21 protein-coding genes are annotated in these 23,946 nt (G+C 72.6%); 13 read left to right on the forward strand and 8 right to left on the reverse strand.

Going from position 1 to position 23,946, the window contains the following annotated elements; genetic code table 11:
* Nucleotides 1-30: 30 nt before the first annotated feature.
* Nucleotides 31-390 carry a YraN family protein gene (locus O7627_RS09665; protein WP_278093151.1) on the reverse strand — a complete coding sequence of 120 codons (360 nt, stop codon included), beginning with the start codon at nt 388-390 and terminating at the stop codon, nt 31-33.
* A 201-nt stretch (nt 391-591) separates the two neighbouring features.
* Here O7627_RS09665 and O7627_RS09670 point away from each other — a divergent pair, with 201 nt between their 5' ends.
* The 8 genes from O7627_RS09670 to O7627_RS09705 all read left to right on the forward strand — a co-directional run bounded on the left by O7627_RS09670 (nt 592) and on the right by O7627_RS09705 (nt 9,553).
* Nucleotides 592-1,650, forward strand: a complete 1,059-nt coding sequence (locus O7627_RS09670; protein WP_278093152.1) for a hypothetical protein — start codon at nt 592-594, stop codon at nt 1,648-1,650.
* 285 nt (nt 1,651-1,935) lie between these two features.
* Nucleotides 1,936-2,787 (forward strand): 30S ribosomal protein S2, encoded by an 852-nt coding sequence (gene rpsB / locus O7627_RS09675; protein ID WP_278093153.1) that lies wholly within the window; start codon nt 1,936-1,938, stop codon nt 2,785-2,787.
* A gap of 82 nt (nt 2,788-2,869) precedes the next feature.
* On the forward strand, nt 2,870-3,700 hold the full coding sequence (tsf, locus tag O7627_RS09680) for a translation elongation factor Ts (protein ID WP_278093154.1): 831 nt from the start codon (nt 2,870-2,872) through the stop codon (nt 3,698-3,700).
* 190 nt (nt 3,701-3,890) lie between these two features.
* Nucleotides 3,891-4,658, forward strand: coding sequence for a UMP kinase (gene pyrH, locus O7627_RS09685; RefSeq protein ID WP_278093155.1), 768 nt, complete (start codon nt 3,891-3,893; stop codon nt 4,656-4,658).
* Nucleotides 4,659-4,752: 94 nt separating this feature from the next.
* Nucleotides 4,753-5,310: a ribosome recycling factor gene (gene frr / locus O7627_RS09690; protein ID WP_278093156.1), complete on the forward strand. Its 558-nt coding sequence runs from the start codon at nt 4,753-4,755 to the stop codon at nt 5,308-5,310.
* Nucleotides 5,311-5,597: 287 nt separating this feature from the next.
* On the forward strand, nt 5,598-7,064 hold the full coding sequence (locus O7627_RS09695) for a phosphatidate cytidylyltransferase (RefSeq protein ID WP_278093157.1): 1,467 nt from the start codon (nt 5,598-5,600) through the stop codon (nt 7,062-7,064).
* Between the two features lie 106 nt (nt 7,065-7,170).
* On the forward strand, nt 7,171-8,337 hold the full coding sequence (rlmN, locus tag O7627_RS09700; protein ID WP_278093158.1) for a 23S rRNA (adenine(2503)-C(2))-methyltransferase RlmN: 1,167 nt from the start codon (nt 7,171-7,173) through the stop codon (nt 8,335-8,337).
* A 97-nt stretch (nt 8,338-8,434) separates the two neighbouring features.
* Complete coding sequence (locus O7627_RS09705) at nt 8,435-9,553, forward strand: DivIVA domain-containing protein (protein WP_278093159.1); 1,119 nt, start codon at nt 8,435-8,437, stop codon at nt 9,551-9,553.
* A 22-nt stretch (nt 9,554-9,575) separates the two neighbouring features.
* Here O7627_RS09705 and O7627_RS09710 read toward each other — a convergent pair whose 3' ends face one another.
* Entirely contained in the window at nt 9,576-9,797 is a 222-nt protein-coding gene (locus O7627_RS09710; protein WP_278093160.1) for a DUF2631 domain-containing protein, read from the reverse strand.
* Between the two features lie 197 nt (nt 9,798-9,994).
* Here O7627_RS09710 and O7627_RS09715 point away from each other — a divergent pair, with 197 nt between their 5' ends.
* Nucleotides 9,995-11,566: a Rieske 2Fe-2S domain-containing protein gene (locus O7627_RS09715; RefSeq protein WP_278093161.1), complete on the forward strand. Its 1,572-nt coding sequence runs from the start codon at nt 9,995-9,997 to the stop codon at nt 11,564-11,566.
* Nucleotides 11,567-11,572: 6 nt separating this feature from the next.
* Here the strand turns inward: O7627_RS09715 and O7627_RS09720 are convergent, their stop codons facing one another.
* A complete protein-coding gene (locus O7627_RS09720) occupies nt 11,573-13,216 on the reverse strand; it encodes an NAD(P)/FAD-dependent oxidoreductase (protein WP_278093162.1) in 1,644 nt (547 codons plus the stop codon).
* A 180-nt stretch (nt 13,217-13,396) separates the two neighbouring features.
* Between O7627_RS09720 and O7627_RS09725 the strand changes: the two genes are divergently transcribed.
* Complete coding sequence (locus O7627_RS09725; RefSeq protein ID WP_278093163.1) at nt 13,397-15,655, forward strand: MMPL family transporter; 2,259 nt, start codon at nt 13,397-13,399, stop codon at nt 15,653-15,655.
* A gap of 108 nt (nt 15,656-15,763) precedes the next feature.
* A complete protein-coding gene (locus O7627_RS09730; protein WP_278093164.1) occupies nt 15,764-16,936 on the forward strand; it encodes an alkaline phosphatase PhoX in 1,173 nt (390 codons plus the stop codon).
* Here the strand turns inward: O7627_RS09730 and O7627_RS09735 are convergent.
* The gene (locus tag O7627_RS09735) at nt 16,902-17,780 is read right to left on the reverse strand and encodes a YhjD/YihY/BrkB family envelope integrity protein (RefSeq protein ID WP_278098230.1); all 879 of its coding nucleotides are present in this window, start codon (nt 17,778-17,780) and stop codon (nt 16,902-16,904) included. The genes O7627_RS09730 and O7627_RS09735 overlap by 35 nt on opposite strands.
* Before the next feature lie 171 nt (nt 17,781-17,951).
* Here O7627_RS09735 and O7627_RS09740 point away from each other — a divergent pair, with 171 nt between their 5' ends.
* Both O7627_RS09740 and O7627_RS09745 read left to right on the forward strand, forming a co-directional pair.
* The gene (locus tag O7627_RS09740; protein WP_278093165.1) at nt 17,952-18,599 is read left to right on the forward strand and encodes a Uma2 family endonuclease; all 648 of its coding nucleotides are present in this window, start codon (nt 17,952-17,954) and stop codon (nt 18,597-18,599) included.
* Nucleotides 18,600-18,635: 36 nt separating this feature from the next.
* Nucleotides 18,636-19,175: a GNAT family N-acetyltransferase gene (locus tag O7627_RS09745; RefSeq protein WP_278093166.1), complete on the forward strand. Its 540-nt coding sequence runs from the start codon at nt 18,636-18,638 to the stop codon at nt 19,173-19,175.
* 27 nt (nt 19,176-19,202) lie between these two features.
* On the opposite strand, the gene O7627_RS09750 is transcribed toward O7627_RS09745, so the two are convergent.
* The 4 genes from O7627_RS09750 to O7627_RS09765 are packed head-to-tail and all read right to left on the reverse strand — an operon-like array spanning nt 19,203 to nt 23,904.
* Nucleotides 19,203-20,090 carry an NAD(P)-dependent oxidoreductase gene (locus O7627_RS09750; RefSeq protein WP_278093167.1) on the reverse strand — a complete coding sequence of 296 codons (888 nt, stop codon included), beginning with the start codon at nt 20,088-20,090 and terminating at the stop codon, nt 19,203-19,205.
* Between the two features lie 16 nt (nt 20,091-20,106).
* Complete coding sequence (locus tag O7627_RS09755) at nt 20,107-21,387, reverse strand: ATP-grasp domain-containing protein (RefSeq protein WP_278093168.1); 1,281 nt, start codon at nt 21,385-21,387, stop codon at nt 20,107-20,109.
* Nucleotides 21,380-22,654 carry an MFS transporter gene (locus O7627_RS09760; protein WP_278093169.1) on the reverse strand — a complete coding sequence of 425 codons (1,275 nt, stop codon included), beginning with the start codon at nt 22,652-22,654 and terminating at the stop codon, nt 21,380-21,382. Before O7627_RS09760 ends, O7627_RS09755 begins: the two co-directional genes overlap by 8 nt.
* Nucleotides 22,651-23,904 (reverse strand): ATP-grasp domain-containing protein, encoded by a 1,254-nt coding sequence (locus O7627_RS09765; RefSeq protein ID WP_278093170.1) that lies wholly within the window; start codon nt 23,902-23,904, stop codon nt 22,651-22,653. The genes O7627_RS09760 and O7627_RS09765 overlap by 4 nt, the downstream gene beginning before the upstream one ends.
* Between the last annotated feature and the right edge of the window lie 42 nt (nt 23,905-23,946).

Consider the following 23,946-nt stretch of genomic DNA (forward strand, 5'->3'; position numbering starts at 1 on the left):
CGTCGGCCCCCACTCCACCACCAGCGCGGATCAGAACGCGTTGCGCAGGTGCTCGACGTGGGCCGGGCCGCTGCCGGCGGCCCGCACCGAGATGACGTCGAACCGGATCTCCACCGGCTGTTCGCCGGCGCCGCGCAGCCACTGCGCCGCCAGCCGGCGCAGGCGGCGGACCTTGACCCGGGTCACCGCCTCCGCCGGTACGCCGAACGCGTCGCCGCGCCGGGTCTTCACCTCGCAGAAGACGAGGACGTCGCCGTCCCAGGCGATGATGTCGATCTCGCCGCGTTCGCCGCGCCAGTTCCGGGCGACCAGTCGAAGACCGCTGTCGACCAGATGCCGGGCGGCGCACCGCTCGCCGTAGGCGCCGACCGCCTGCCGGGCCTTGGTCATGGGCAGCTCCACTCCTCGGGGGAGCTCCCACGGTCCCGCGCATCGGTGGGTGCCGCCAGCAGGTTGTCACCGGTTGTGGATAACCCGGCTACCTGTGGATGTCCGCCGGATCGGCCCGCCGGGTGGTATGGGGTCACCGGGTGGTCGAGGGGGAGGGGAGGGCTTCCGGCGGCATGACCAGGTCGCATACGGTGCGAGGTGATGGACGGACGAGACAACCACCCCGAAGGCCAGGACCCCGGTTGGTACCCGGGCGAGCGCGGTTACGGCGACACCGGATGGCGGGACGCCGGCACCGGCCAGTACGCCCCGGAGGGCGGGCACCGGATGCCGGAGCCGAGCAGCGGCGTTAACGGCTATTCGCTCGGCGAGCGGCACCTGGCCGGTGAGCGGTTCAGCGCGCCCGAGCCGACCGACCGCTTCGGCCCGCCCGGATCGGCTGACCGTTTCGGTCCGCCCGGTCCGGGTGACCGCTTCGGCCCGCCCGGACCCGGCGACCGTTTCGGTCCGCCCGGATCGGCCGACCGCTTCGGCCCGCCTGGTCCGAGTGACCGCTTCGACCCGCCGGATTCCGTCCCGTCCGGTTCTGGCTCGCCTGGTCCGGGCGCTTCGTCGTCCGCCCTGCCGGGCTCCGGCCTGTCCGGCTCCGGGCTGTCCGGCTCCGGGCTGTCCGGCTCCGGGCTGTCCGGCTCCGGCCTGGCCGGTTCCGGGCTGTCTGGTTCCGGGGAACCACCGGCGGGACCGGCCCAGGGGACACCGCGGGTCGGGGGCGTCGGCGCGGCGGCCACTGATCCCGGCCAGCCGCCGCTCGGGGCGTACCCGATCGTGCAGCCGTCCCGGTCGGGGCCGATGGATGCGCCGACCGGGCCGCTGGCCCCGGTGGGCGGGTCCGGGCGGGACGGCGGCGAGCCGGCCGGCGAGCGCCGTCCGTGGCAGCTACCGGGTTCGGCAGCCGGCGAAGGGGTGTACCGGTCCCGGCGGCCGTCGGTCGCGGTGCTGCTCGCGGCGCTTGTGGTGCTCTTCGAGATACCCGCGCTGCGGGTGCTGCTGGACGCCGCGGTGGGCGGGCCGGTGGTGACCGCCGGAGTGGTCGCCGGCACCCTCCTGGTACTCGGTCTGCCGATTTTCGCTGTCGGCCTGTACGGGTTGGCCAGCGGTGCCGCACCGGTGACCGAGCCGGCCCGCGGCTGGTCGCGCCCGCCGATGGCGTACGTGATGGTGGGTTTGGTGTTGTTTGTCGCTTCTGCTCTGGCCGCCTGACGGAACCGCCGGGGCCGCGTCCCGCCGCGTCCGGTTGGTCGGGGATTGCGGGCTGCGGGCGGTAGTGGGGTTTGCGCGCCGCTGATCAGAGCGGGGGCGTACACTTGTCGACTGGCGACCGCCTCGTGCGGTCGACCTCGCGCGCCCTCTCCACGGCATCCGTGGAGCGACGGTCCCCTGGTCCCGATCCTGATCGGGCCCACCATGGCCGGCGACCAGGCGCCAGGACGGTGGGCCGGCCGGCCCACCGTGGCAACCAGGGACAACTGAAGGAGCACCCCAACCATGGCCGTCGTGACCATGCGTCAGCTGCTGGAGAGTGGCGTCCACTTCGGACACCAGACCCGGCGCTGGAACCCGAAGATGAAGCGCTTCATCTTCACCGAGCGCAATGGTATCTACATCATCGACCTGCGCCAGACCCTCGACTACATCGAGAAGGCCTACGAGTTCGTCCGGGGAACCGTCGCCGAGGGCGGCAGCATCCTCTTCGTGGGCACCAAGAAGCAGGCCCAGGAGGCGATCGCCGAGCAGGCGACCCGGGTCGGCCAGCCGTACGTGAACCACCGCTGGCTGGGTGGCATGCTCACCAACTTCCAGACGGTCTACAAGCGGCTGCAGCGGATGAAGGAGCTGGAGTCGCTCGACCTGACCGGCACCGCCGCGGGCTACACCAAGAAGGAGACGCTGCAGCTGTCGCGGGAGAAGGACAAGCTCAGCCGCACGCTGGGTGGTCTGCGGGACATGCAGAAGGTGCCGGCGGCGATCTGGGTCGTCGACACCAAGAAGGAGCACATCGCCGTCGACGAGGCCCGCAAGCTGGGCATCCCGGTGATCGCCGTGCTCGACACCAACTGCGACCCCGACGAGGTCGACTTCCCGATCCCCGGCAACGACGACGCGATCCGCTCGGCCGAGCTGCTGACCAAGGTCATCGCGGCGGCGGTCGGCGACGGGCTGATCGCCCGCTCCGGCAAGCGTCGGGGCACCGACGAGAAGCCCGAGCCGGGTGTGGTCGGCGCCGACGAGCCGCTGGCCGAGTGGGAGCGGGAGCTGATCGAGGACACCGAGAAGAAGGCCGCCGCCGAGCCGGAGCAGCCCAAGGCCGCCGAGCCGGCGACCGCCGCCGCCGAGTGACCTCGCGGTCGGGATAGCTCGCGACCTGGGACATATCACCAAGACCACCCAACCAGCCGCGTCACACATCGAAGAGAGAGTCATGTCCAACTTCACCGCCGCGGACGTCAAGAAGCTCCGGGACCTCACCGGCGCCGGCATGATGGACTGCAAGAAGGCGCTCACCGAGGCCGAGGGAGACTTCGACCGGGCCGTCGAGATCCTGCGCGTCAAGGGCGCCAAGGACGTCGGCAAGCGGGCCGGCCGCACCGCCGCCAACGGCCTGGTCGCCCACTCCGGCAAGGCGCTGCTCGAATTCAACTGCGAGACCGACTTCGTCGCCAAGAACTCCGACTTCATCGCGTTCGCCCAGCAGCTGGTCGAGCACGGTGAGCGGATCGGGGCGACCGACGCCGAAGGGCTGCTGGCCTCGACGTTCGCCGAGGGCAAGACCGTCGCCGAGACCGTCCAGGAGCAGTCGGCCAAGATCGGCGAAAAGCTCGTGCTCAACCGGTTCGCGGTCCTGACCGGCACCGTCGCGGTCTACCTGCACCGCAAGAGCCAGGACCTGCCGCCCGCGGTCGGCGTGCTGGTGGAGTACGACGGCAAGTCCGACGAGGCCGGCGACGCCGACGCCCGGGGCGTCGCCATGCAGATCGCCGCGATGCGGCCGAAGTTCCTCACCCGCGACGAGGTGCCGGCCGAGACCGTCGAGTCCGAGCGGCGCATCGCCGAGGAGACCGCCCGCGAGGAGGGCAAGCCCGAGGCCGCGATCTCCAAGATCGTCGACGGTCGGGTGAACGCCTTCTTCAAGGACTACGTCCTGCTGGAGCAGGCCTCGGTGACCGACAACAAGAAGTCGGTCAAGCAGGTCCTCGCCGAGGCCGGCATGGAGGTCAAGCGGTTCGTCCGCTTCGAGGTCGGCCAGGCCTGAGCACGGCCCCGCGGGCGGGGTCCCACCGGCCGACCGGCCGGTCGGCGGGCAGTCCCAGCCGGCGGGGAAAGCAGATCGAGGAGGAGGCCACGGTGTACGCGACAGGCACCGGGGCCTCCTCGTCACATAGGGTCAGCACGGCAGGTTGGACGAGGGCGCGGCGGCTGCGCGTGGACGAGAGGGCGGGCGGATGACGCAGGTTGTGGACGAGCGGACAGCAACGGCGGACGACCCGACCGCGCCACCGCCGGGACGGGCCCGCCGGGTGGTGCTGAAGCTGTCCGGCGAGGTGTTCGGCGGCGGTGCCGTCGGCGTACACCCCGATGTCGTCCAGGCCATCGCGCGCCAGATCGCGACGGTGACCCGGCGCGGCGTACAGGTCTCGGTGGTGGTCGGCGGGGGCAACTTCTTCCGCGGTGCCGAGTTGCAGAAGCGCGGGATGGACCGGGCCCGGGCCGACTACATGGGCATGCTCGGCACCGTGATGAACTGCCTGGCCCTGCAGGACTTCCTGGAGAAGGAGGGCATCGAGACCCGCGTGCAGAGCGCGATCACGATGGCCCAGGTCGCCGAGCCGTACATCCCGCTGCGGGCGATCCGGCACCTGGAGAAGGGGCGTGTGGTGATCTTCGGGGCGGGCGCCGGTATGCCCTACTTCTCCACCGACACCGTCGCCGCGCAGCGCGCACTGGAGATCCGGGCCGACGTCGTGCTGATGAGCAAGAACGGCGTGGACGGGGTCTACACCGCGGACCCGCGCACCAACCCGGACGCCCGCAAACTCGACACGGTCAGCTTCGCGGAGGCGCTGCGGCGCGGCCTGCGGGTGGCCGACGCGGCGGCCTTCAGTCTCTGCATGGAGAACGGGCTGCCGATGCTGGTCTTCGGCGCCGAGGGCGACGACACCATCATCCGTGCGGTGGCCGGCGAGCCGATCGGGACTTTAATCACGGCGTAAGCCGGGACCGGAAGAGACCGGGACCGGGTGAGGTAAGCGGCGTGAGCCGGAGCGGTATCCGACTACGAGGCACCAGAAGGAGGCGAAGGAGCAGGTGATCGACGACACCCTCCTCGAAGCCGAGGAGAAGATGGAGCGTGCGGTCGAGCACGCCAAGGAAGAGTTCGGCGCGATCCGCACCGGCCGCGCCACGCCGGCCATGTTTTCCAAGGTCATCATCGACTACTACGGCTCTCCCACCCCGTTGACCCAGATGGCCTCCGTCGGAGTGCCCGAGCCGCGGATGGCCATCATCAAGCCGTACGACGCCTCGCAGCTGGCCGCCATGGAGAAGGCGATCCGCGACTCCGACCTGGGCGTCAACCCGAACAACGAGGGCACCCAGCTGCGCATCCTGCTGCCGCAGATGACCGAGGAGCGGCGCCGGGAGATGATCAAGGTGGCTCGGCACAAGGGCGAGGAGGCCAAGGTGGCCATCCGCAACGTCCGGCGCCGGGCGAAGGAGGAACTCGACCGCATCGTCAAGGACGGCGAGGCGGGCGAGGACGACGGTCGTCGGGCCGAGAAGGAACTCGACGACCTGACCCACCGGTACGTCGCGCACGTCGACGAGCTGGTCAAGCACAAGGAAACGGAACTGCTGGAAGTGTGACCGGCGACCGGCGACCGGCGGCGCGGCGACCGGCGGCCGGCACGACGGGCCCCGCGCCGGGGCGTACCCGGGCGGGGCCTTCGCCATGTGCGAGCGCCGGCCGCCGGCCGCCGACCGGTCCGGTCGCTTGCAGTACGCTCGGCAGGATTCCCCTTGACGTGTGGTGAAGCGGAGGGGGTGGGTCCGTCAACGGTGCGGAAACGAACGGGATTCTTCGATCGCGGTCAGGGGTTGATCTTGATCTTGCGTCATCTTCGGACGCCGGCGACTGCGGTGCTCGAGGTCTGATGTCGAACCTCGACCCCTACCGTGGCGTGGACCCGCGCGAACCCGACCCACCGGGCGTCGACCGGTACGGGCCGCCGCCCGCCCGGACCTGGCCCGACGACGGCGACGCACCCCGGGTCCGCAGCTGGCGCGAGAGCGCCGAGGCCGACACCTACGCGGGCCAGCCGGGCATCGAGCCGGTGGCCCCGTACTGGTCGGACGGACCCCCGCCGGCGCGGAACGGCGTCTCCCCGCACCCCGGCAACGGCGTCCCGCCGTACCGCCCCCACCCGTCGCCGTACGGCGATGACGCGACCGGCCCGTGGGGCCTGCCGCCGGAGGCGCCGGAGCCGGCGTACCGGCCGAGCCACCCGGACGCCGAGACGAATCCGATCGGCTGGCCGCCGGTCGCCGCCGACCCGGCGGTCGACGCCGGGCAGCGGCTGCCCGGTGGTCCCGGACCGGCCGGCTGGGAGCCCCTGCCCGGCGACCCCGAACCCGACCCCGAACCCGAGCCGCCCCGGCGGCGGGGCCCCGGTCGCCGCCGGGCGGGCCGAGGCGGGCGGCCGCCCACCGCGGGGAGCCCGGCCGGTGAGTCGTCGCCAGCCGGATCCGACCCGGGGCTGACGACGGTCGGCCCGGAGACCACGACCGGTGCCGGCCCGGCACCGACCAGCCGGGCCGGTCGGAACCTGCCGATGGCGATCGCGGTCGGCCTCGGTCTCGGCGCGCTCATCCTGGTCCCGCTCTTCGTCTACCGACCCGCCTTCCTGCTGGTGGTCGCCGCCGCCGCGGGGGTGGGGATCTGGGAGATGGTCCGGGCGGTCGAGCGGGTCGGAGCTCGTCCGCCGCTGGTCCCGCTGCTCGCCGGTGGCCTGTTGATGATCGGTCTGGCCTGGTGGGCCGGACCGGACGCGCTCAGCCTCGGACTGCTGGTGACCCTGCTGGCGGCGATGGTGTGGCGGCTCGGCGACGGACCGGCCGGATTCCAGCGGGACGTGACCGCCACCGCGCTGATCGTGGTGTACGTCCCGTTCCTGGGCGGATTCGCGGCGCTGCTCGCCGCCACCCCGGACGACGGACACCTGCGGGTACTGGTGACCCTGGTCGCCGTCGTTCTCTCCGACGTCGGCGGCTACGCGGCCGGGGTGACCCTCGGCCGGCACCCGATGGCCCCGTCGGTGAGCCCGAAGAAGTCCTGGGAGGGATTCGCCGGCTCGGTGCTGGCCGCCGCCGTCGGCAGCGCCGTCCTGCTCTACCTGCTGCTCGACGTCGCACCCTGGTGGGGGGCGCTGTTCGGACTGGCGGTCTCGGTGGCCGCGGTCCTGGGAGACCTCGGCGAGTCCATGGTCAAGCGGGACATCGGCATCAAGGACATGAGCAATCTGCTGCCGGGGCACGGCGGGATGATGGACCGCCTCGACTCGGTACTGTTCGCGGTGCCGACCGCGTACCTGCTGCTGGCGCTCTTCGCGCCGGCCGGCTGAGCTGGAGCCTGGCCGCCGCGGCCGGCCGAGCCGGTCCCCGCCTTGAGCTGGGGGTGGCGAGCGTGCCGCGCGGTCCGGCGTGGCGTCGTGGGAGACTGGAGGGGTCATGACGAGCCTGCCGATGATCCCGTCCCGCCCGGAGTCCGCCGCGACGGCCGAGCCGGGCGCGGGCATTCCGCTGCGCCCGGTCCCGCGGGGCCGGGTGGTACCGCCGCCCCGGCACCTGGCCGACCTCGACCTGGCCGGTCGGGCGGCGCTCGCCACCGAGCTGGGCGAGCGGAGTTTCCGGGCTCGGCAGATCTCCACGCACTACTTCGGCCGGTTGGTCCGCGACCCGGCGGCGATGACCGATCTGCCGGCCGCGTCGCGGGACCGACTGGCCGGTGCGCTGCTGCCGACGCTGCTCACCCCGGTTCGCGAGATGGCCTGCGACGACGGCGCCACCCGAAAGGCGCTCTGGCGGCTGCACGACGGATCGCTGGTGGAGAGCGTGCTGATGGGCTACCCGGACCGGGTGACCGTCTGCATCTCCAGCCAGGCGGGTTGCGGAATGGCCTGCCCGTTCTGCGCCACCGGCCAGGCCGGCCTGACCCGCAACCTCTCCACCGCCGAGATCGTCGATCAGGCGGTCTACCTGGCCGGGGTGGCCGCCTCCGGGGCGGTGGTCGGGTCTCCGGCCCGGCTCTCGCACGTGGTCTTCATGGGGATGGGCGAACCGCTGGCGAACTACCCGCGGGTGATCGAGGCGGTCCGCCGGCTCTGCGCCCCGGCTCCCGAGGGGCTCGGCCTGTCCCAGCGGCACATCACGGTCTCCACGGTCGGTCTGGTCCCGGCGATGCGCCGGTTGGCCGGCGAAGAGCTGGCGGTGACCCTTGCGCTGTCGTTACACGCGCCCGATGATGAGCTGCGCGACGAACTCGTGCCCGTGAACCAGCGCTGGAAGGTCGCCGAGGTGCTGGACGCGGCGTGGGACTACTCCGCACACACGGGCCGTCGGGTTTCCATCGAGTACGCGATGATTAGGGACGTGAACGACCAGCCATGGCGCGCCGACCTGCTGGGCAGGCTGTTGACCGGCCGGCGGGCCCATGTGAACCTCATCCCGCTCAACCCGACGCCGGGCAGCCGGTGGGATGCCAGCCCCAAGCCGGTGGAGCGGGAGTTCGTCCGGCGGCTGCGCGCGGCCGGTGTCTCCACGACGGTCCGGGACACCCGGGGTCGGGAGATCGACGGCGCCTGCGGACAGCTCGCGGCCGCCGAGGTGGCAGAGTGAGCGGGCGGGCGGCCGGAACCGCGGTCGGGTCGAGGGCCGCGGGTCGGTCCACGGGCGTGGGCGGGTTCCGTGACGAGCGAGCGAACCAGGAGACATAGTGGCGAGTCAGGGACAGCGTTTCCGGCGCAAGGCGCTCCGCCGGGGATACAAGGTCGAAGAGGTGGACGCGTTCCTGGACCGGGTCGAGGCCACACTCGCCGGTGAGGCGGGTGGTTCCCCGGTCGCCTCCCAGGAGGTGCACGACGTCGTCTTCCGGGTCCGGTTCGGCGGCTACGACGAATGGCAGGTCGATCTCCACCTCGACCGGGTGGAGCGGCAGGTCGCCGAGCTGGAGGAGCGCGGCGTGCCGGCCGGCCGGGGTGGCCAGGCCCGCCGCCCAGGCCCGCCGGACCGGATGGGTCCCCCCGACCGGATGGGTCCGCCGGACCGGATGGGTCCGCCGGACCGGATGGGTCCCCTCGATCGGATGGGTCCCCCTGATCGGATGGGTCCGCCGGACCGGATGGGCCCGCCGATGCGGGACGACCGTGGGATGCCGCCCGGCCCACCGCTGCCGTCCCGACCGATGGGGGCGCCCGCCGGTGGGCCACCGCCGGACCCGTACGGCCGCTACGACGAGCCGACCGGATCGTTCCCCGGCGGCGGTTACGATGCGCCGACCCGGGGTGGCTATGAGCCGGCCCGGGGGCCGGCCGGTCCGGGCGGCCCCCGGACCCCGGGCGGACCCGGCGGCGGCTACGGCCCGGACGACCGGTTCGACGGGTTCGAGCCGGGGCGGCGGGCCCGGGCCGACATGACGGCCGAGATCCGGATGCCCGATCGGGATCCGCGCGGACCCGGCCGTGGTCCGGGTGGACCCGGCATGGGCGGCCCCGCGCTGGGGGGTCCTCCCCTGGGCGGCCCACCGATGGGCGGACCGCCGAGCTTCGGCCCGCCGATGGGCGGCGGTCCCGGCGGCCCCGGCAACGACCTGCACCGGATCGATCAGATCCGCCGCACGTTCCAGGTGCGGCGGTTCGGCAGCGGGTACGACCCGCAGCAGGTGGACCGGCTCTTCGAGGACATTCTCGCCAGCATGTCCGGGCGCGGGCCGATGCCGGTGAACCCGGCCGACCTCGACACGATGACCTTCGGTCTGGTGCCGGGCGGTTACTTCGAGGCCGAGGTCGACGCCGCGCTCAAGGAGGTCCAGGACATCCTGCGCGGCGGTCGCTGACCGCCGGCCGGGTTCCGGACGGTCAGGACCGCAGCCCGTTGCGGCGCAGCACCACGTCGCCGACGACGATGGCCAGCAGCGTGACCGCCCCGGCGATCAGCCAGATGTTCTCCGTGTTGCCCTCGTGGTTGCCCTGGGTCATCGCCAGCAGGGCGAGCGCGGAGAGCACCGCGCCGATCTGGCCGGCCCTGCGGTGTCCCGGCTTGCGCTGGTCTGGCGACGTTACCGGTTCGCTTCCTGCCACGATCGGTCCTCTCCTGCGCGGTCTGTCCTGGGGAGTTCGGTCTCCCCGGTTAGTTTGGCACGCCCGGCGGCGGCAGCCGCCGCAAGGTCGGTTCCGATGATCCAAACCGGGCGTCGCGGGCAGCCGGCCCGGTCGGCTCGGGTAGCGTCTGGGCCGTACGCCAGGTAAGGGATGTATCGGATGAGGAGGACGGTGCGGTGCGACTGACGGGTACGGGGCACGCCAGCATGCGGATCGACACGGCCGCGGGCAGCATTCTCTGCGACCCGTGGGTGAACCCCGCCTACTTCGCCTCCTGGTTCCCCTTCCCGGACAACTCCGAGCTGGACTGGGAGAGCCTCGGCCAGGTCGACTACCTGTACGTGTCACACCTGCACCGGGACCACTTCGACGCGGCGCACCTGAAGCGTTTCATCTCGAAGCAGGCGACCGTCCTGCTGCCCGAGTACCCGACGTCGGAGTTGGAGGACGAGCTGCGTGAGCTCGGCTTCCGCAGCTTCCTGCGGACCCGCAGCAACGAGGTGGTGGAGCTCGACGGCGGCCTGAAGGTGATGATCCAGGCGCTGACCAGCCCGACCGACGGGCCGATCGGGGACTCGTCGCTCTGGGTGGAGCACGACGGGGTCCGGCTGCTCAACCAGAACGACGCCCGCCCGACCGACCTGAGCACCTTCGCCGAGCTGGGGCACGTGCACGCCCACCTGCTGCAGTTCTCCGGCGCGATCTGGTACCCGATGGTCTACGAGCTGCCGCAGCACGCCAAGACCGCGTTCGGCAAGCAGAAGCGGGACCGCCAGTTCGACCGCACCTGGCGCTACATCGCAGACCTGAAGGCCAGTCACGTCTTCCCGATCGCCGGGCCGCCCTGCTTCCTCGACGACGAGCTGTGGCAGTTCAACGACATCCACGGCGACGAGGGCAACATCTTCCCCGACCAGCAGGTCTTCATGACCGAGTACGCCAAGGTCGGCGGCGAGAACGGCGTGGTCCTGCTGCCCGGCTCGGTCGCCGAGATCACCACCGACGACTGCCGGACCAGCCACCCGGTGCCGGACGTGGCGGAGTTCTTCGCCGGCAAGAAGGAGTACCTGGAGCGGATGCGGGAGCGCAAGCGCCCCATCATCGAGGCCGAGAAGGCGTCCTGGCGGCACCCGGAGATCGACGTGCTGCGGGAGATGAAGCGCCGGATCGAGCCGCTGCTGGAGGAGTCGATCTACCTGGCCAAGGGGGTCGGCGGGCCGGTCCGGTTCGACCTGGTCGGCTACGACGGCGAGTCGGTCGAGTCGATCGTGGTGGACTTCCCCGGCAAGCAGGTGCGGCCGTACGCCGACGAGAAGGTGCGCTACCGGTTCCGCACTGAGCGGGCGCTCGTCGAACACCTGCTGCACATCGACGAGGTGGACTGGGTCAACTCGCTCTTCCTCTCCTGCCGGTTCTCGGCGGCCCGGATCGGCCAGTACAACGAGTTCGTCTACGCCTTCTTCAAGTGCCTCTCGCAGGAGCGGCTGCAGTACGCCGAGGGCTGGTACGACGAGCACGAGCGCAGCACCGACGCCGAGGACATCACCATCGGCGACTGGGTGGTGCAGCGCCGCTGCCCGCACCTGAAGGCGGACCTGTCCCGGTTCGGCATCGTCGAGGGCGACCAGCTCACCTGCCAGCTGCACGGCTGGAAGTTCGACCTGGCCAGCGGCCGCTGCCTGACCAGCGTGGGGCACAAGGTGCGGGCCCGCCGCGCCGACGCCCCGGCCGAGCAGCCGGCCGGCTGAGGCGGGTCAGCGGCCGAGGTCGGCCAGGATGCGCCGGGCCGCGTTGTGGCCGGCGGCGCCGATCACGCTGCCGCCCGGGTAGCAGCCGGCGCTGCCGGCGTAGAGCCCGGCCAGGCCGGTCGCGTAGGGCATCCGGTCGGTGAACGAGACCGTGTTGTCGACGTGGTGGATGTGCCCGCCGGTGATGCCGAAGTGCGCCTCGATGCCGGGCGGGGTGAGCGGCACCGCGTCGGCGACCAGACCCGTCGTACCCGGGGCGTAGCGTTCGCAGATCGCCAGCAGCCGGTCGACGTAGCCGGGTAGTGCGGTTTCCCAGTCGGTGCCGGCGGGGGAGTGGGGCACCGACTGGACGAACAGCGCCGACGAGTGGTGGCCGTCCGCGTCGCGCAGGGACGGGTCGACGGTGGTGTGCAGGTACCACTCGATCGTGGGTTCGGCCGGTAGCCGGCCGGCGGCCACGTCGGCCCACATGGCCCGCAGCGCCGCCATCGGGGACTCGCCCCCGCCGTGCAGGGCGGACTCCGAGCCGGGCAGCAGGTGGATGGTGGCGCCGAACGGGCTCGGCGCGTCCGGCGGCAGGCAGGAGAAGCGGGGCAGCCCGGCCAGCGCCAGGTTGACCTTCATGGTGGTGCCGGGGCGGCGGACCGCCGCCATCCGCGCGGTGAGCGACGCCGGCAGGGCGCCGTCGGGCACCAGCTCCATCAGCCGGTACGGGTCACAGGCGCCGAGCACCGCGGTGGCCCGGATCTGCCGGCCGCTGTCCAGGACGACTCCGGTGGTCGTACCCCCGTCGACGGTGACGCCCGCGACGGGCGTGGTGGTGGCGATCCGGGCGCCGGCGGCGCGGGCGGCGGCGGCGAAGGTCCGGGCGACGCTGCCCATCCCGCCCTGGGTGATCATCCAGGTGCCGTCGGAGCCGGGCAGCCGGCACATGTTGTGCACCAGGAAGTTGTGCCCGGTGCCGGGGTCGTCCGGGCCGGCGTTCAGGCCGGAGATGCCGTCGGTGACCGCGTACATGGCGACCAGCAGTTCGGAGTCGAACTCGAAGCGGGCCAGGTAGTCGGCGACCGAGCCCCGGACCAGGTCGACGAAGATCTGTCGCAGCGCGGGGCGGACGTAGCGTTCGGCGGTCTCCTCGACCGGCAGCGGTTCGTCGAGCCAGGACGGGGCCAGGTCGTCGCGGAGCGCGGCGAGCTCGGACTGCAGGGCGTCCTCGGCGACCAGGTCGGCGGCGGAGAAGTGGGCGGCGAGCTGGGCTCGGGTGGCGGCCGCGTCGGTGCCGAAGAGCAGGTACGGCGAGCCGACCCCGCCCGGCGTGGGCAGGAAGTAGTGCGGGTCGCGCCGGTAGACGGTCAGCCCGTCGGCGGTCGCGTCGCCGGGCTGTCCGGCGGTGCCGACGGTGAGCCGGATGTCGAGCCGTTCCAGCAGCTCGGGCGGCATCAGGCCGAGCAGGTACGACCCGGTGGAGTGGCGCAGCCCCGGCACCCGGGGGAACGGGTTCTCGGTCCGGGCTGCGCCGCCGATCACGTCGGCCGCCTCCAGCACCAGCACGTCGAGGCCGGCGCGGGCCAGTCCGATGGCGGCGACCAGGCCGTTGTGGCCGGACCCGATGATCACGACGTCGGCCCGGTCGGGCAGCTCAGCTTCCATGATCGGAGCCTAGTGTTCGGTCCTGGCCGGTCGGCGACAACTGCCCGATGAACGCCGCGAGGTCGGCCCGCCGTACCCCGTCCCCGGTTTCGGCGACGGTGGCGGTGCGCGGCCGTTCCCGGCGGGTGGTTGACTGGTCGGTAACAGCTTGGCGGCCCGGCGGGTCGATGGGGAGGACTCGTGTTCGCGTGGTGGGGCGGGGCGGTGGTCCGGCTCCGGCGGTGGGTACTGGCCGCCGGACTCCTGGTGGTGGTGGCCGGCGTCGGCTGGGGGACCGGGGTGTTCGGGTCACTGACCGGCGGCGGCTTCGACGACCCGGCCAGCGAGTCGAGCCGGGCGCACGCGCGGATCGCGGCCCAGCTGGGGGACCAGGGTGCCGACCTGCTGGTGCTCTACTCCAGCTCGACCCACACCGTGGACGATCCGGCCTTCCGGGAGCCGGTGGTCGGCACCCTGGACCGGGTCCGGCAGCGGCCCGAGGTGGCGAGCGTGACCAGCTGGTACGACGCCCCGGCCCCGGCCCTGGTGTCGGCCGACCGGCAGGCCACGTACGCGGTCGTCCGGCTGCGGGCGACCGACGAGGACGCCCTGGCCGAGGCGTTCGAGGCGTTGCGCCCGGCGCTCGACGCCCCGGCCGGCGCGGCCGGTCTGCGCACCGAGGTCGGCGGCACCGTGCCGTTCCTGCAGGCGGCCAACGAGCAGACCACGAAGGACATCTACCGCGCCGAGCTGCTCTCGCTGCCGGTCCTGCTGGTGCTGCTCCTGGTGATCTTCGGCGGGCTGGTGGCCGCGCTGACCCCGCTGCTGGTCGGCGGCCTGGCGATCCTCGGAGCGTTCGTCGCGGTCCGGCTGCTCGACCTGGTGACCGACGTGTCGATCTTCGCGATCAACATCATCACCCTGATCGGCCTCGGGATGGCCATCGACTACGCGCTGTTCGTGGTGAGCCGGTTCCGCGAGGAGCTCGCCGCCGGCCATCCGACGGAGCGGGCGGTGGCCCGCACCATGGCGACCGCCGGCCGGACCGTGCTGGTCTCCGGCCTGACCATCGCCACCGCCCTGGCCAGCCTGTTGATCTTTCCGCAGGCGTTCCTGCGCTCGATGGGGCTCGGCGGGATGGCCGCCGTGCTGGTCGCCATGCTCGCCGCGCTGACCGTGCTGCCGGCTCTGCTGGCGATGCTCGGCCCCCGGATCAACGCGCTCCGGGTACCCGGCCGCCGCCGGAAGGAGCCGGCCGGCGCCGCCGCCCCGATGGCCGCCACCCCGAGCGGCGCCGCCCCGGCCGGGGCGGTGCCGGCCGGCGCCGCACCGACCGCTGCCGTCGGTCGGATCGACGGCGGGTGGGCGCGGCTGGCGCGCAGCGTGATGCGCCGGCCGGTGGTCTACGCGCTCGCCGTCGTCGCCGTGCTGGCCCTGCTCGCCGCGCCGTTCCTGCGGGTCGAGTTCGGCGGCTTCGACGAGCGGGTGCTGCCCGCCGGGACGGAGGCCCGCGAGGTCGCGGAGCGGATCCCCGCCGACTTCCCGGCCGCGACCGTCGGGCCGATCCAGGTCCTGGTCTCCGGGGTGGACGCCGGCCAGGCCCAGCAGTTCGCCGAGCGGATCGGCGCGCTGCCCGGCGTCACCGGGGTCGAGGTCGCGGCGAACCGGGGAACCTCGACCCTGCTGTCGGTGAACTACCGGGGCGAGTCGACCGGCGAGACGGCCCAGGAGGCGGTCCGGCTGATCCGCGACCTGCCGCCACCCGGCGCGGCCGAGGTGCTAGTGGGCGGCCGGACCGCGGCCGACCTGGACCTGCTGGCCAGCCTCGGCGACCGGCTGCCGTGGATGGCGGCGATCATGGCGTTGGCCACCCTGGTGCTGCTCTTCCTGGCCTTCGGGTCGGTGGTGCTGCCGGTGAAGGCGGTGCTGATGAACCTGGTGTCGATCGGTGCCTCGTTCGGGGTGGTGGTCTGGATCTTCCAGGACGGGCACCTGGCCGACTGGCTCGGGTTCACCCCCACCGGCTTCATCGAGCCGAGCAACCCGATCCTGATGCTGGCCGTGCTGTTCGGGCTCGCCACCGACTACGAGGTGTTCCTGCTCTCCCGGGTCCGGGAGGAGTGGGACCGCACCGGCGACAACCGATACGCCGTCGCCGCCGGCCTGCAGCACACCGGCCGGATCATCACCGCCGCCGCGTTGCTGCTGGTCGTGGTGGTGGCCGGCTTCGCGACCGGCGGGATCACCTTCATCAAGCTGATCGGGATCGGCATGATCGTGGCGATCGTGGTGGACGCCACGCTGGTCCGGGCGCTGCTGGTGCCGGCCACCATGCGGCTGCTCGGCCGCTGGAACTGGTGGGCACCCGGCCCGCTGGCCCGCTTCTACCGCCGGTACGGCATCCACGAGCCGGCCGCCGCCGGGCCCGACGCCGGCCGGACCGAGGTCGCCGTCCGCTGATCACGGCCAGCTCAGCCGCAGGTTACCCGCCGTTAACTACCAACTGGAGATAGTCGATGTCCCGGCGGTGACGGATCGCCGGGACATCGATCCAGCTTGGAGGTAGACGTGGAGCGTCGCACCGTACTGCGGGCGGCCGCCGTCGGGGCCACCGTGGGGGCCGGTAGCGCGGCCTTCTCCGGGGCACTGTGGCAGCAGGCGTTCGCCGGCCCCGCCCAGACCGGCCCGAGCCCGTACGGGGACCTGCGGGCCGCCGACGCCAACGGTGTCGCGTTGCCGGCCGGGTTCACCAGCCGGGTCATCGGCCGGTCCCGGCAGCGGGTGGCCGGCACGTCCTACGTCTGGCACGACGCGCCGGACGGCGGGGCCTGCTTCCCCGACGGAGACGGCTGGATCTACGTCTCCAACTCGGAGATCCCCTTCCTCGGCGGCGTGGGCGCGGTCCGGTTCGGCGCGGACGGCGCGATCGTCGACGCGTACCGGGTGTTGTTCGGCACGAACGTCAACTGCGCCGGTGGCGCGACCCCGTGGGGCACCTGGCTCTCCTGCGAGGAGGTGCCGCTCGGCCGGGTCTTCGAGACCTTCCCCCGGGGCGGGCAGGACGCGGTCGCCCGGACCCGGATGGGCCGCTTCAAGCACGAGGCGGCGGCCTGCGACCCGGACCGCCAGGTGGTCTACCTGACCGAGGACGAGGGCGACGGCTGCTTCTACCGCTTCGTCCCCGACCGGTGGGGCGACCTGTCGGCCGGTCGGCTGGAGGTGCTCTGCGCGGGCGCCGACGTGACCGCCGGCCCGGTCAGCTGGCGGCCGGTCCCGGACCGGGACGGCTTCCCGGTGCCGACCCGGTGGCAGGTCGGCGCGGCGAAACACTTCGACGGTGGCGAGGGCTGCTACTACACCGACGGGATCTGCTATTTCACCACCAAGGGCGACAACCGGGTCTGGGCGTACGACGCGGTCGGCCAGCGGATCGACCTGGCGTACGACGATTCGCTGCTGCCGCCGGGCACGGCCCCGCTGACCGGGGTGGACAACATCACCGGGTCGGCGGCCGGTGACCTGTTCGTGGCCGAGGACGGCGGCAACATGGAGATCAACGTGATCACGCCGGCCGGGGTGGTGGCGCCCTTCCTGCGGCTCACCGGCCAGTCCGAGTCGGAGATCACCGGGCCGGCGTTCTCGCCGGACGGCTCCCGGCTGTACTTCTCCTCGCAGCGCGGCACCTCCGGACAGTCCAGCGGCGGCATCACGTACGAGGTGCGGGGTCCGTTCCGGAGTTGAGCATCGGGGCGGCCGGTCGGCGGCGCCGCCGCCACCGGCTCAGGGCGAGGGTGGCCGAGTAGCCGGCCAGCACGATCACGTGGAAGAGGTAGAGCCAGAGCAGGACGGCCACCCCCGCCCCCACCTCCTCGAACCCGCCGAACGGCAGGCCGAGGTCCAGTGGCAGCGAGCAGAACAGCACGAAGCCGTGCAGGAAACCGGAGAGGTTCGCCGCGGTGAACGAGCCGAGCCCGACGGTGCTCAGCCAGTCCGGCCGCCCCGGCCCGACCACCCGGAACACCCAGATCAGCACCGGCGTCAGCACCAGCCAGACCGCCAGGAACGACAGCACCACACCGAGGGCGGCCTGCCAGCCGCCCTGCCGGAACAGCCGGGTGGTCAGCGGCAGGGCCAGCAGGATCGACAGCAGCAGCGCCGGGGCCGGGGCGAGCAGCGGGAGCAGCAGCAGCCGGCCGCGCCAGCCGACCAGCGACTCGTCCGGGCCGGGCGGGTCGGCGACCGAGACGAACGCCCGACGCAGCCCTTCGCCGTACAGCGAGGCGGGCAGCAGGGCCGCGAGCGCGAAGGCGGGGGTCAGGTGCAGGCCGGCGTCGATCAGGGCGGCCGTCGCGCGATCCGCGCCGATCGCGTCCGGCAGGGTCTCGATGGCGTACGCGGTCAGCTGCCGGACCCGGTCGGCGCCGGCGGCCAGCCCGGTCAGCCAGATGGCCAGCAGCGCCACCGGCACCACCGCGATCGCGGAGTAGAAGGTGATCGCCGCCGCGTGCAGCGACAGGTCGCGGCCCCGCACGGGCCGGAAGGCCGCCCGGGAGATCCGCCGCACCCGCTGCCAGCCCAGACCCATGCCGCTGTCTTTCCCCGTCACCGGCCGGCCTACTCCATGAAGATCATTTCGGCAGGCCGGCGCCCTGGGGCCGTTGATCGACGGGTGGGAACGTCTCCGGGCGGCGTGTGGAGCAGGCAGACTGGTCCGGGCAAGGGGGTAGCCTGAACCCGCACGACGTCCGTTGAGGTGGTGAGACGTGTGGCCCAGCCGGCGATGATGCCCGAGCCCTCAGTGGGGCGCGAGCCGTCATTCGACGTACTCCGCTGGCGCGATGAGCCCTGGACCGCCCAGCTAGCTCTCGATCTGTTGCCGGAGACCAACGGCCCCAAGGTCGAGGTCCTGAGCGGAAGCGTGATTGTGACACCACACGCGGGGTTCGACCATCAGAGCGCTGAATTGGATCTCGCCTACCTGCTCAAGCAGTCGGCTCGGCGGGCCAAGCTCTGGCTCTACCACGAGGTCAACATCATCTCCGGGGATGACCTGTTCATTCCCGATATCGCGGTGCTGCGATCGTCCGGCGGCGGCCGGGCGTCGATGGACATCGGCGAGGCGGTGCTGCTCGGCGAGATCGTCTCGCCGGGCAGCCGCCGCAAGGACGTGATCGACCGGCCGCGCGAGTACGCCGCCGCCGGCGTGCCGTTCTTCCTCCGGGTCGACCTGCGTAACCGGGTTCCCGCGATGGCTCTCTATGAGCTGGTGGACCGGGAGTACACCCCGGTCGCGGCTGCCGCAGCCGGTGGGCGGTTCGTGATGACCCAACCGTTCGACTTCGCCATCGATCCGGCGGACCTGCTCGACGGCGAGGATCCGGACGGGTCGTCCGGCGGCGGGTGAGGGTTGCCGGTTGACCGGGGGTGGATCATCGATCTCATGGTGGTGATCGAGACCGACCGGTTGGTGATCGGGCCGTGGACGGAGGAGCCGGCCGAGTTGGCCAGGTTCTTCGACATCTACTCCCGCTGGGAGGTGGCCCGCTGGCTCGGGGCGCAGCCCCGCGTGTTGACCGACCCCGCGCAGGCGTTGCCGGCGATCCGGCGGTGGAACGGGCTCTACCCGGACGACCGGTACGGCATCTGGGCGGTGCGGCCGCGCGACGGTGGCCCGGTGGCCGGCACCGTGCTGCTCAAGCCGCTGCCGGGCCGCGACGACCAGCCCACCGACGAGATCGAGGTGGGCTGGCACCTGCATCCCGACTCGTGGGGGCGCGGCTACGCCACCGAGGCGGCCCGGGGGGTGGTCGACCGGGCGTTCGCGACCGGTCTCGCGGAGGTCTACGCGGTGGTGAAGCCGGACAATGTGGCGTCGATCGCGGTGACCCGACGACTCGGCATGACCCCGCTCGGCCCGCGTACCGACTGGTACGGCGGCGTCGAGGTGGCCGCCTTCCGGCTCGCCGCCCACCGGCGGTGAGGCGGGTCGGGGGCGAGCGGGCGGCGTTCAGTCGGGGCGATCGTCGCCGGCGGACGCCCGCGACCCGTCGAGACGCTCCAGTGGCGCGGCGACGACGCTGAAGTTCCAGGCGCCGTAACCCTGGTCGAGGCGGGCCTGCAGATCGTCGCGGAGGATCGACAGGTGCGACAGGTTCAGGCCCAGCTCCTCGGCCTGCGCCACCGCGAATCTGATGTCCTTGGCGGCCAGGGCCAGCGCGAACTTCGGGGCGTGGTCGTCGGCCACCAGCGACGCGCCGAACCGGCGCAGCATGGCCGAGTCGGCGCTCGAGGTCATCATGCTGCGCACGGCGACCATCGGGTCCACCCCGGCCGCCCGCGCGAACGCGACACCCTCGCCGATCGCGGCCATGGTCAGGATGTGCACGATCTGGTTGCACAGCTTCATCGCCGCGCCCTGGCCGACCTCGCCCAGGTAGTAGAGGTCGGCCGCCAGCGCCTCGAGCAACCCGCGGGCCGGCGGGCTGACCTGTTCGGGCCGGGCGCCGGCCCAGATCGTCAGCGCGCCCCGCCCCGCGTCGTCGATGGATCCGGAGACCGGCGCGTCGACGTACCGGATGCCTCGGGCGGCCAGCGTCTCGGCGGTGGCGCGGGCGGCGGCCGGGTTGCCGGTGGTGAAGTCGACGACGTCGGCGACCCGGCCGGCGGTCAGGCCACCCACGGCTTCGTCGACGTCCGCCGGCGTCGGCAGACAGACCCCGCACACCTCCAGGGCGGCGTCGCCGTCGCCGAGCGGCGTCGCCCCCCGGGCCAGCAGGTCCTCGGTGGCCTGGCGCGCGTGGTTGCCCACCGGCAGGACCAGGTCGTGCCCCCGGCTCAGCAGTGCCTCGGCCATCGGACGCCCGAACTTCCCGAGACCGATCCAGAGAATGCGCATCTGCGATCCTGACCTTTCAGACGGTGCCGTGAGCGCCGACGTCGGCCGGCACGCGCTTCGCGATCCGCAGGCTGAGCCGCTTCGCGGCCTCCTGGGCCAGGGCGACCGCCTCCTTCGCGCTGGCCGCGCTGACCCGCACCTGTGCCACCCGGGAGTCCGAGCTCGCCAGCGGCTCCACCGGGTCGCCGAGGCTCAGCAACTCGGTGACGACGACCGAGGAGCCCACGGCCTCGGCGTCGCGGACCCCGTCCAGTCCCGCGAACGTTCCCGGCTCCGGCGAGGCCACGAACCAGACGGCCTCCGCGGTGCCGCTCGGCTGGCTGTTCGCCAGCCGGTCCTGGACGGACTCGCCGAGGACGAGTTCGACCGCCGCCGCCGAGATGTTCACCCCGCTGACGATCGAGGCCATCTCGCCGATGTCGTCCCCGCCCATCCGGGCATGTGTCTCCAGGATCCGCGGCCCCCGCGGGGTGAGGACCAGTTCGGTGTGGGTGACGCTGTCGGTGACCCCGAGCACGTCGAGAAGCGCGACGACGTAGTCGCGGATGGTGTCGCTCTCGGCCGCGGAGATCGGCGCGGGTACGACGTGACCGAGTTCGACGAAGGTCGCCGGATCGGAGAACTTCTGGGTGATGGCGAGCACCGAGGTGACCCCGCCCTGACTGACCGACTCGACGCTGAACTGCGGCCCGGTCAGGAAGGGCTCCACGATGACCCCGCGGCCGCCGGGGTCGGGATCGTACGGCGACTCCGGCCGGGCGGCCCGGTGGAACGCCTCGGCCAGGTCGCTGGCCGCGGTCACCCTCGACACACCGAGGCTGCCGGAGCCGGCGGCCGGCTTGACGATCCAGGCCGCCGGTTCGGGGCCGCCGGTGACGATGCGGGCGAGTTCGTCCACGTCGGCGACCGGATATGCCCGCACCTCCTCCAGCCCGGCCCGGACGAGGTGGGCGCGCATCCGCTCCTTGTCGACGATGCGGATGGCCACCTCCGGCGTCGGGACGCCCGGCAGGTCGAGCGCCCCGGCGATCCGCGACGCCAGCAGGGCCAGCGGCTCTCCCAGGCAGGCGACGGCATCGAACGGGTCGGTCGCGTGGATCATCCGTGCCAGGCCGATCAGCATCTCGTCGGGCTCGTCACCCTGGATCGCGATGACCCGGGCGTGATGGTCCAGGCCCCGGAATCTGGCCAGCAGTGCCCGGAGCGTGAGGAAGGTCGTCCGCGTCTCCGGTCGGTTCGCCCTGAAGGCGCCGTTGCCGCCGCCGACGAGCAGGACGTGGTGGCGCTTCTCAGTCATTGTCGTCTCCAAGCGCTCGTAGCACGCCGAGCGCACCCAGCCCGGTCACGGCCATGAAGATGGCCCATCCCGCGGGCGTCGCCACCAGCACCGCGGTGAGCGCGGACGGGCCGACGATCCGCTGGGTCGAGTCGCCGAGGCTGAACACGCCGAGGTAGCGGCCGATGGCGGCCGCCGGGGCCAGCCGGTGGGACGCCTCGAAGACCGCCACCTCCTGCAGGTTCTCCCCGAGGGTCAGCGCCAGGATGGCCGCCACCGCCAGCGCGATGGCGGCGGCCGTGGTGTCGACGACGCTCGCCGCCCAGAACAGGGCGCCGCAGCCGAGCAGCGCCGCCCCCGCCCAGCGGATCAGGCGTCCTGCGTTGCGCAGGCCGGTGCCGAGTTCGGACAGCGGCGGCTGCAGCGCCATCGTGGCCACCGAGTTCAGGGCGAGCAGGATGCCGAGCAGCTCGGCGGGGAACCGCTGATGGGTGGCGACCCAGAGCGGGAAGACGACGAACAGCACGGTGGTGTGGGCCGACATCAACGCGTCGCCGGCGGTGAGGCTGAGGTAGCGCAGGTCGGTCCAGGGATTCGTGGCCGGTGCCGGCCGCTCAGCCCGCCGGGCCGGCGGTGCCGGGGCCGGCGGTGCCGGCTGCGGCGCCGGGGCCGGCAACGGCCGCCGGATCGCGGGCAGCCGGGCGAGGGCGCCGAGGAGCAGCAGGAAACTCACGGCGTTGACCAGGAAGGCGGCCTGGTAGGCCGGCTTCGTGTCGACGGCGAGGAACAGGGACGCGACCAGCAGACCGACGGAGAGGCCGGCGTTGCGACAGGTACGGACCGCCGCTGTCGTTCGGTTCCGTTCGTCGGCCTCGAAGCCGGCGACGAGGTAGGAGAGCTGCGCGTTGCTGGTGGCCCGGTCCAGGGGGGTGAGGAAGAGCGCCAGGAGGGCGTACGACCAGAGCGAGTCCACCAGCACGAACGCGCCGTAGCCGACCATCCGGAGGGCCACCGTGGTCCGCCATACCGGCAGCGGACTGGCCCGGTCGGCGAGGTACCCGGCCAGGTACGGGGCCAGCAGCGCGGCGACCCCCGACGCCCCCACCACCAGACCCACCTGGCCGGGGCTGACGCCGGCGAACCGGACCAGGTAGAGGGGGAGGACGCTGAGGTGCAGGCCGGCGCCGAGCATGTCGACGAATCCGGCCATCGCGATGGTCCGGCCCGGGCCACGGCGACCGAGGTACCGCTCGACCAGGGTGAGCCGCCGCAGTTGTGTCCCGCTCATTCCACGTGGATCGGGTATCGCGCGACAAGCGTCCGCGCGCGTTCCACCAGGGCCTGTTCGGACTGGGCCGCGAAGACCACGACCGCGGTCCAGGTGGCCGTCGAGACGCCGACCTCGTAGTGGGCGCCGACCTTCGCCGGTACGGACGCGAAGAGCACGTCGGGCTCGGCCGAGAGCCGGTCCGGGACCGGCAACCCGGTGATGGTGCCGGACCGGGTCGGGATCAGGTTGAGCAGGCCGACGACCGGGCTCGGGACCCGGCGCCATGGCAGCTTGCCGAGATCGTCACCGAGCCCCTGGGCGAGCGTCTGCATCCGCAGGTTGACCCCGCAGTACGCCCCGACCAGATCGGCGATGTTGCCCCCGCCGATGCGGCTGGCGATCTCGGAGAAGACCAGCCCGTCCGGGGTCCAGGTGCTCTCGGCCGGGTCGGCGAAGAACTCGAAGTGAACCGGCCCGTCGGTCAGGCCGGCCTCCCGGATGAAGCGGGTCAGTCCCTCGCGGACGGCTTCGTACGGCCGTGGGTGGGTCTGCTCGTCGAGTCCGATGGAGAGGTCCGGCCCCGCCCCGGCCCGCAGGTCCCGCGGGTTGACCAGGTAGCGCGACACCAGGATGGAGACGATCCGGCCGCCGTCGAGGAGCGCGTCGGCGTGGTACTCGGCCCCGGGCACGAACCGCTCGCAGACGAACATGTCCGTCGCGGACGGCACCTTGCCGTCGAACGCCCGTCGGGCGTAGTCGGCGAGCTGCTCCGGCGACTCGATGACGTCGGTGTGCTGGGTGCCGAAACCGTTGACGGGCTTGGCCACCAGTGGAAAACCCACCTGCTCGGCGACCCGGGCGAGGTCGTCGGCGACCCGATCGGCGTGCACGGTCTCCCAGTTGGTGACGCGGAGGCCGGCCTTGGCCGCGAGGTTCTTCATCACCCGCTTGTCGCGGGTGGCCAGCACGACGGAGAGCGGGTTCGGCGTGGCTGACAGGGCGGTACGCAGGTAACCGGCGGCGAACTGGGTGAGTTCCGTCGGCGAGTAGACCATGCGGACGTCCACCCCGCTGGCGATCAGGTCGCCGGCGATCAGGCTCAGTCCCGCCATGTCCGACCAGGATTCGACGCGGTAGATCCGGGAGTACCTGCCGGCCAGGGCCGCGGGCACGTCCGCCTCGATCAGATCGATGAGCACCACGTCGGTGTCGCTGTCCAGCAGTTCCCGGCCCCAGTACGCGGAGTGGCGCAGCATCAGGGTGGTCATGGAGATCCTTTCCGCGCGGTCGCCCGGTGGCCAGGAGGCGGG

The sequence above is a fragment of the Solwaraspora sp. WMMD1047 genome (genome assembly GCF_029626155.1).
Classification (GTDB): Bacteria; Actinomycetota; Actinomycetes; order Mycobacteriales; family Micromonosporaceae; genus WMMD1047.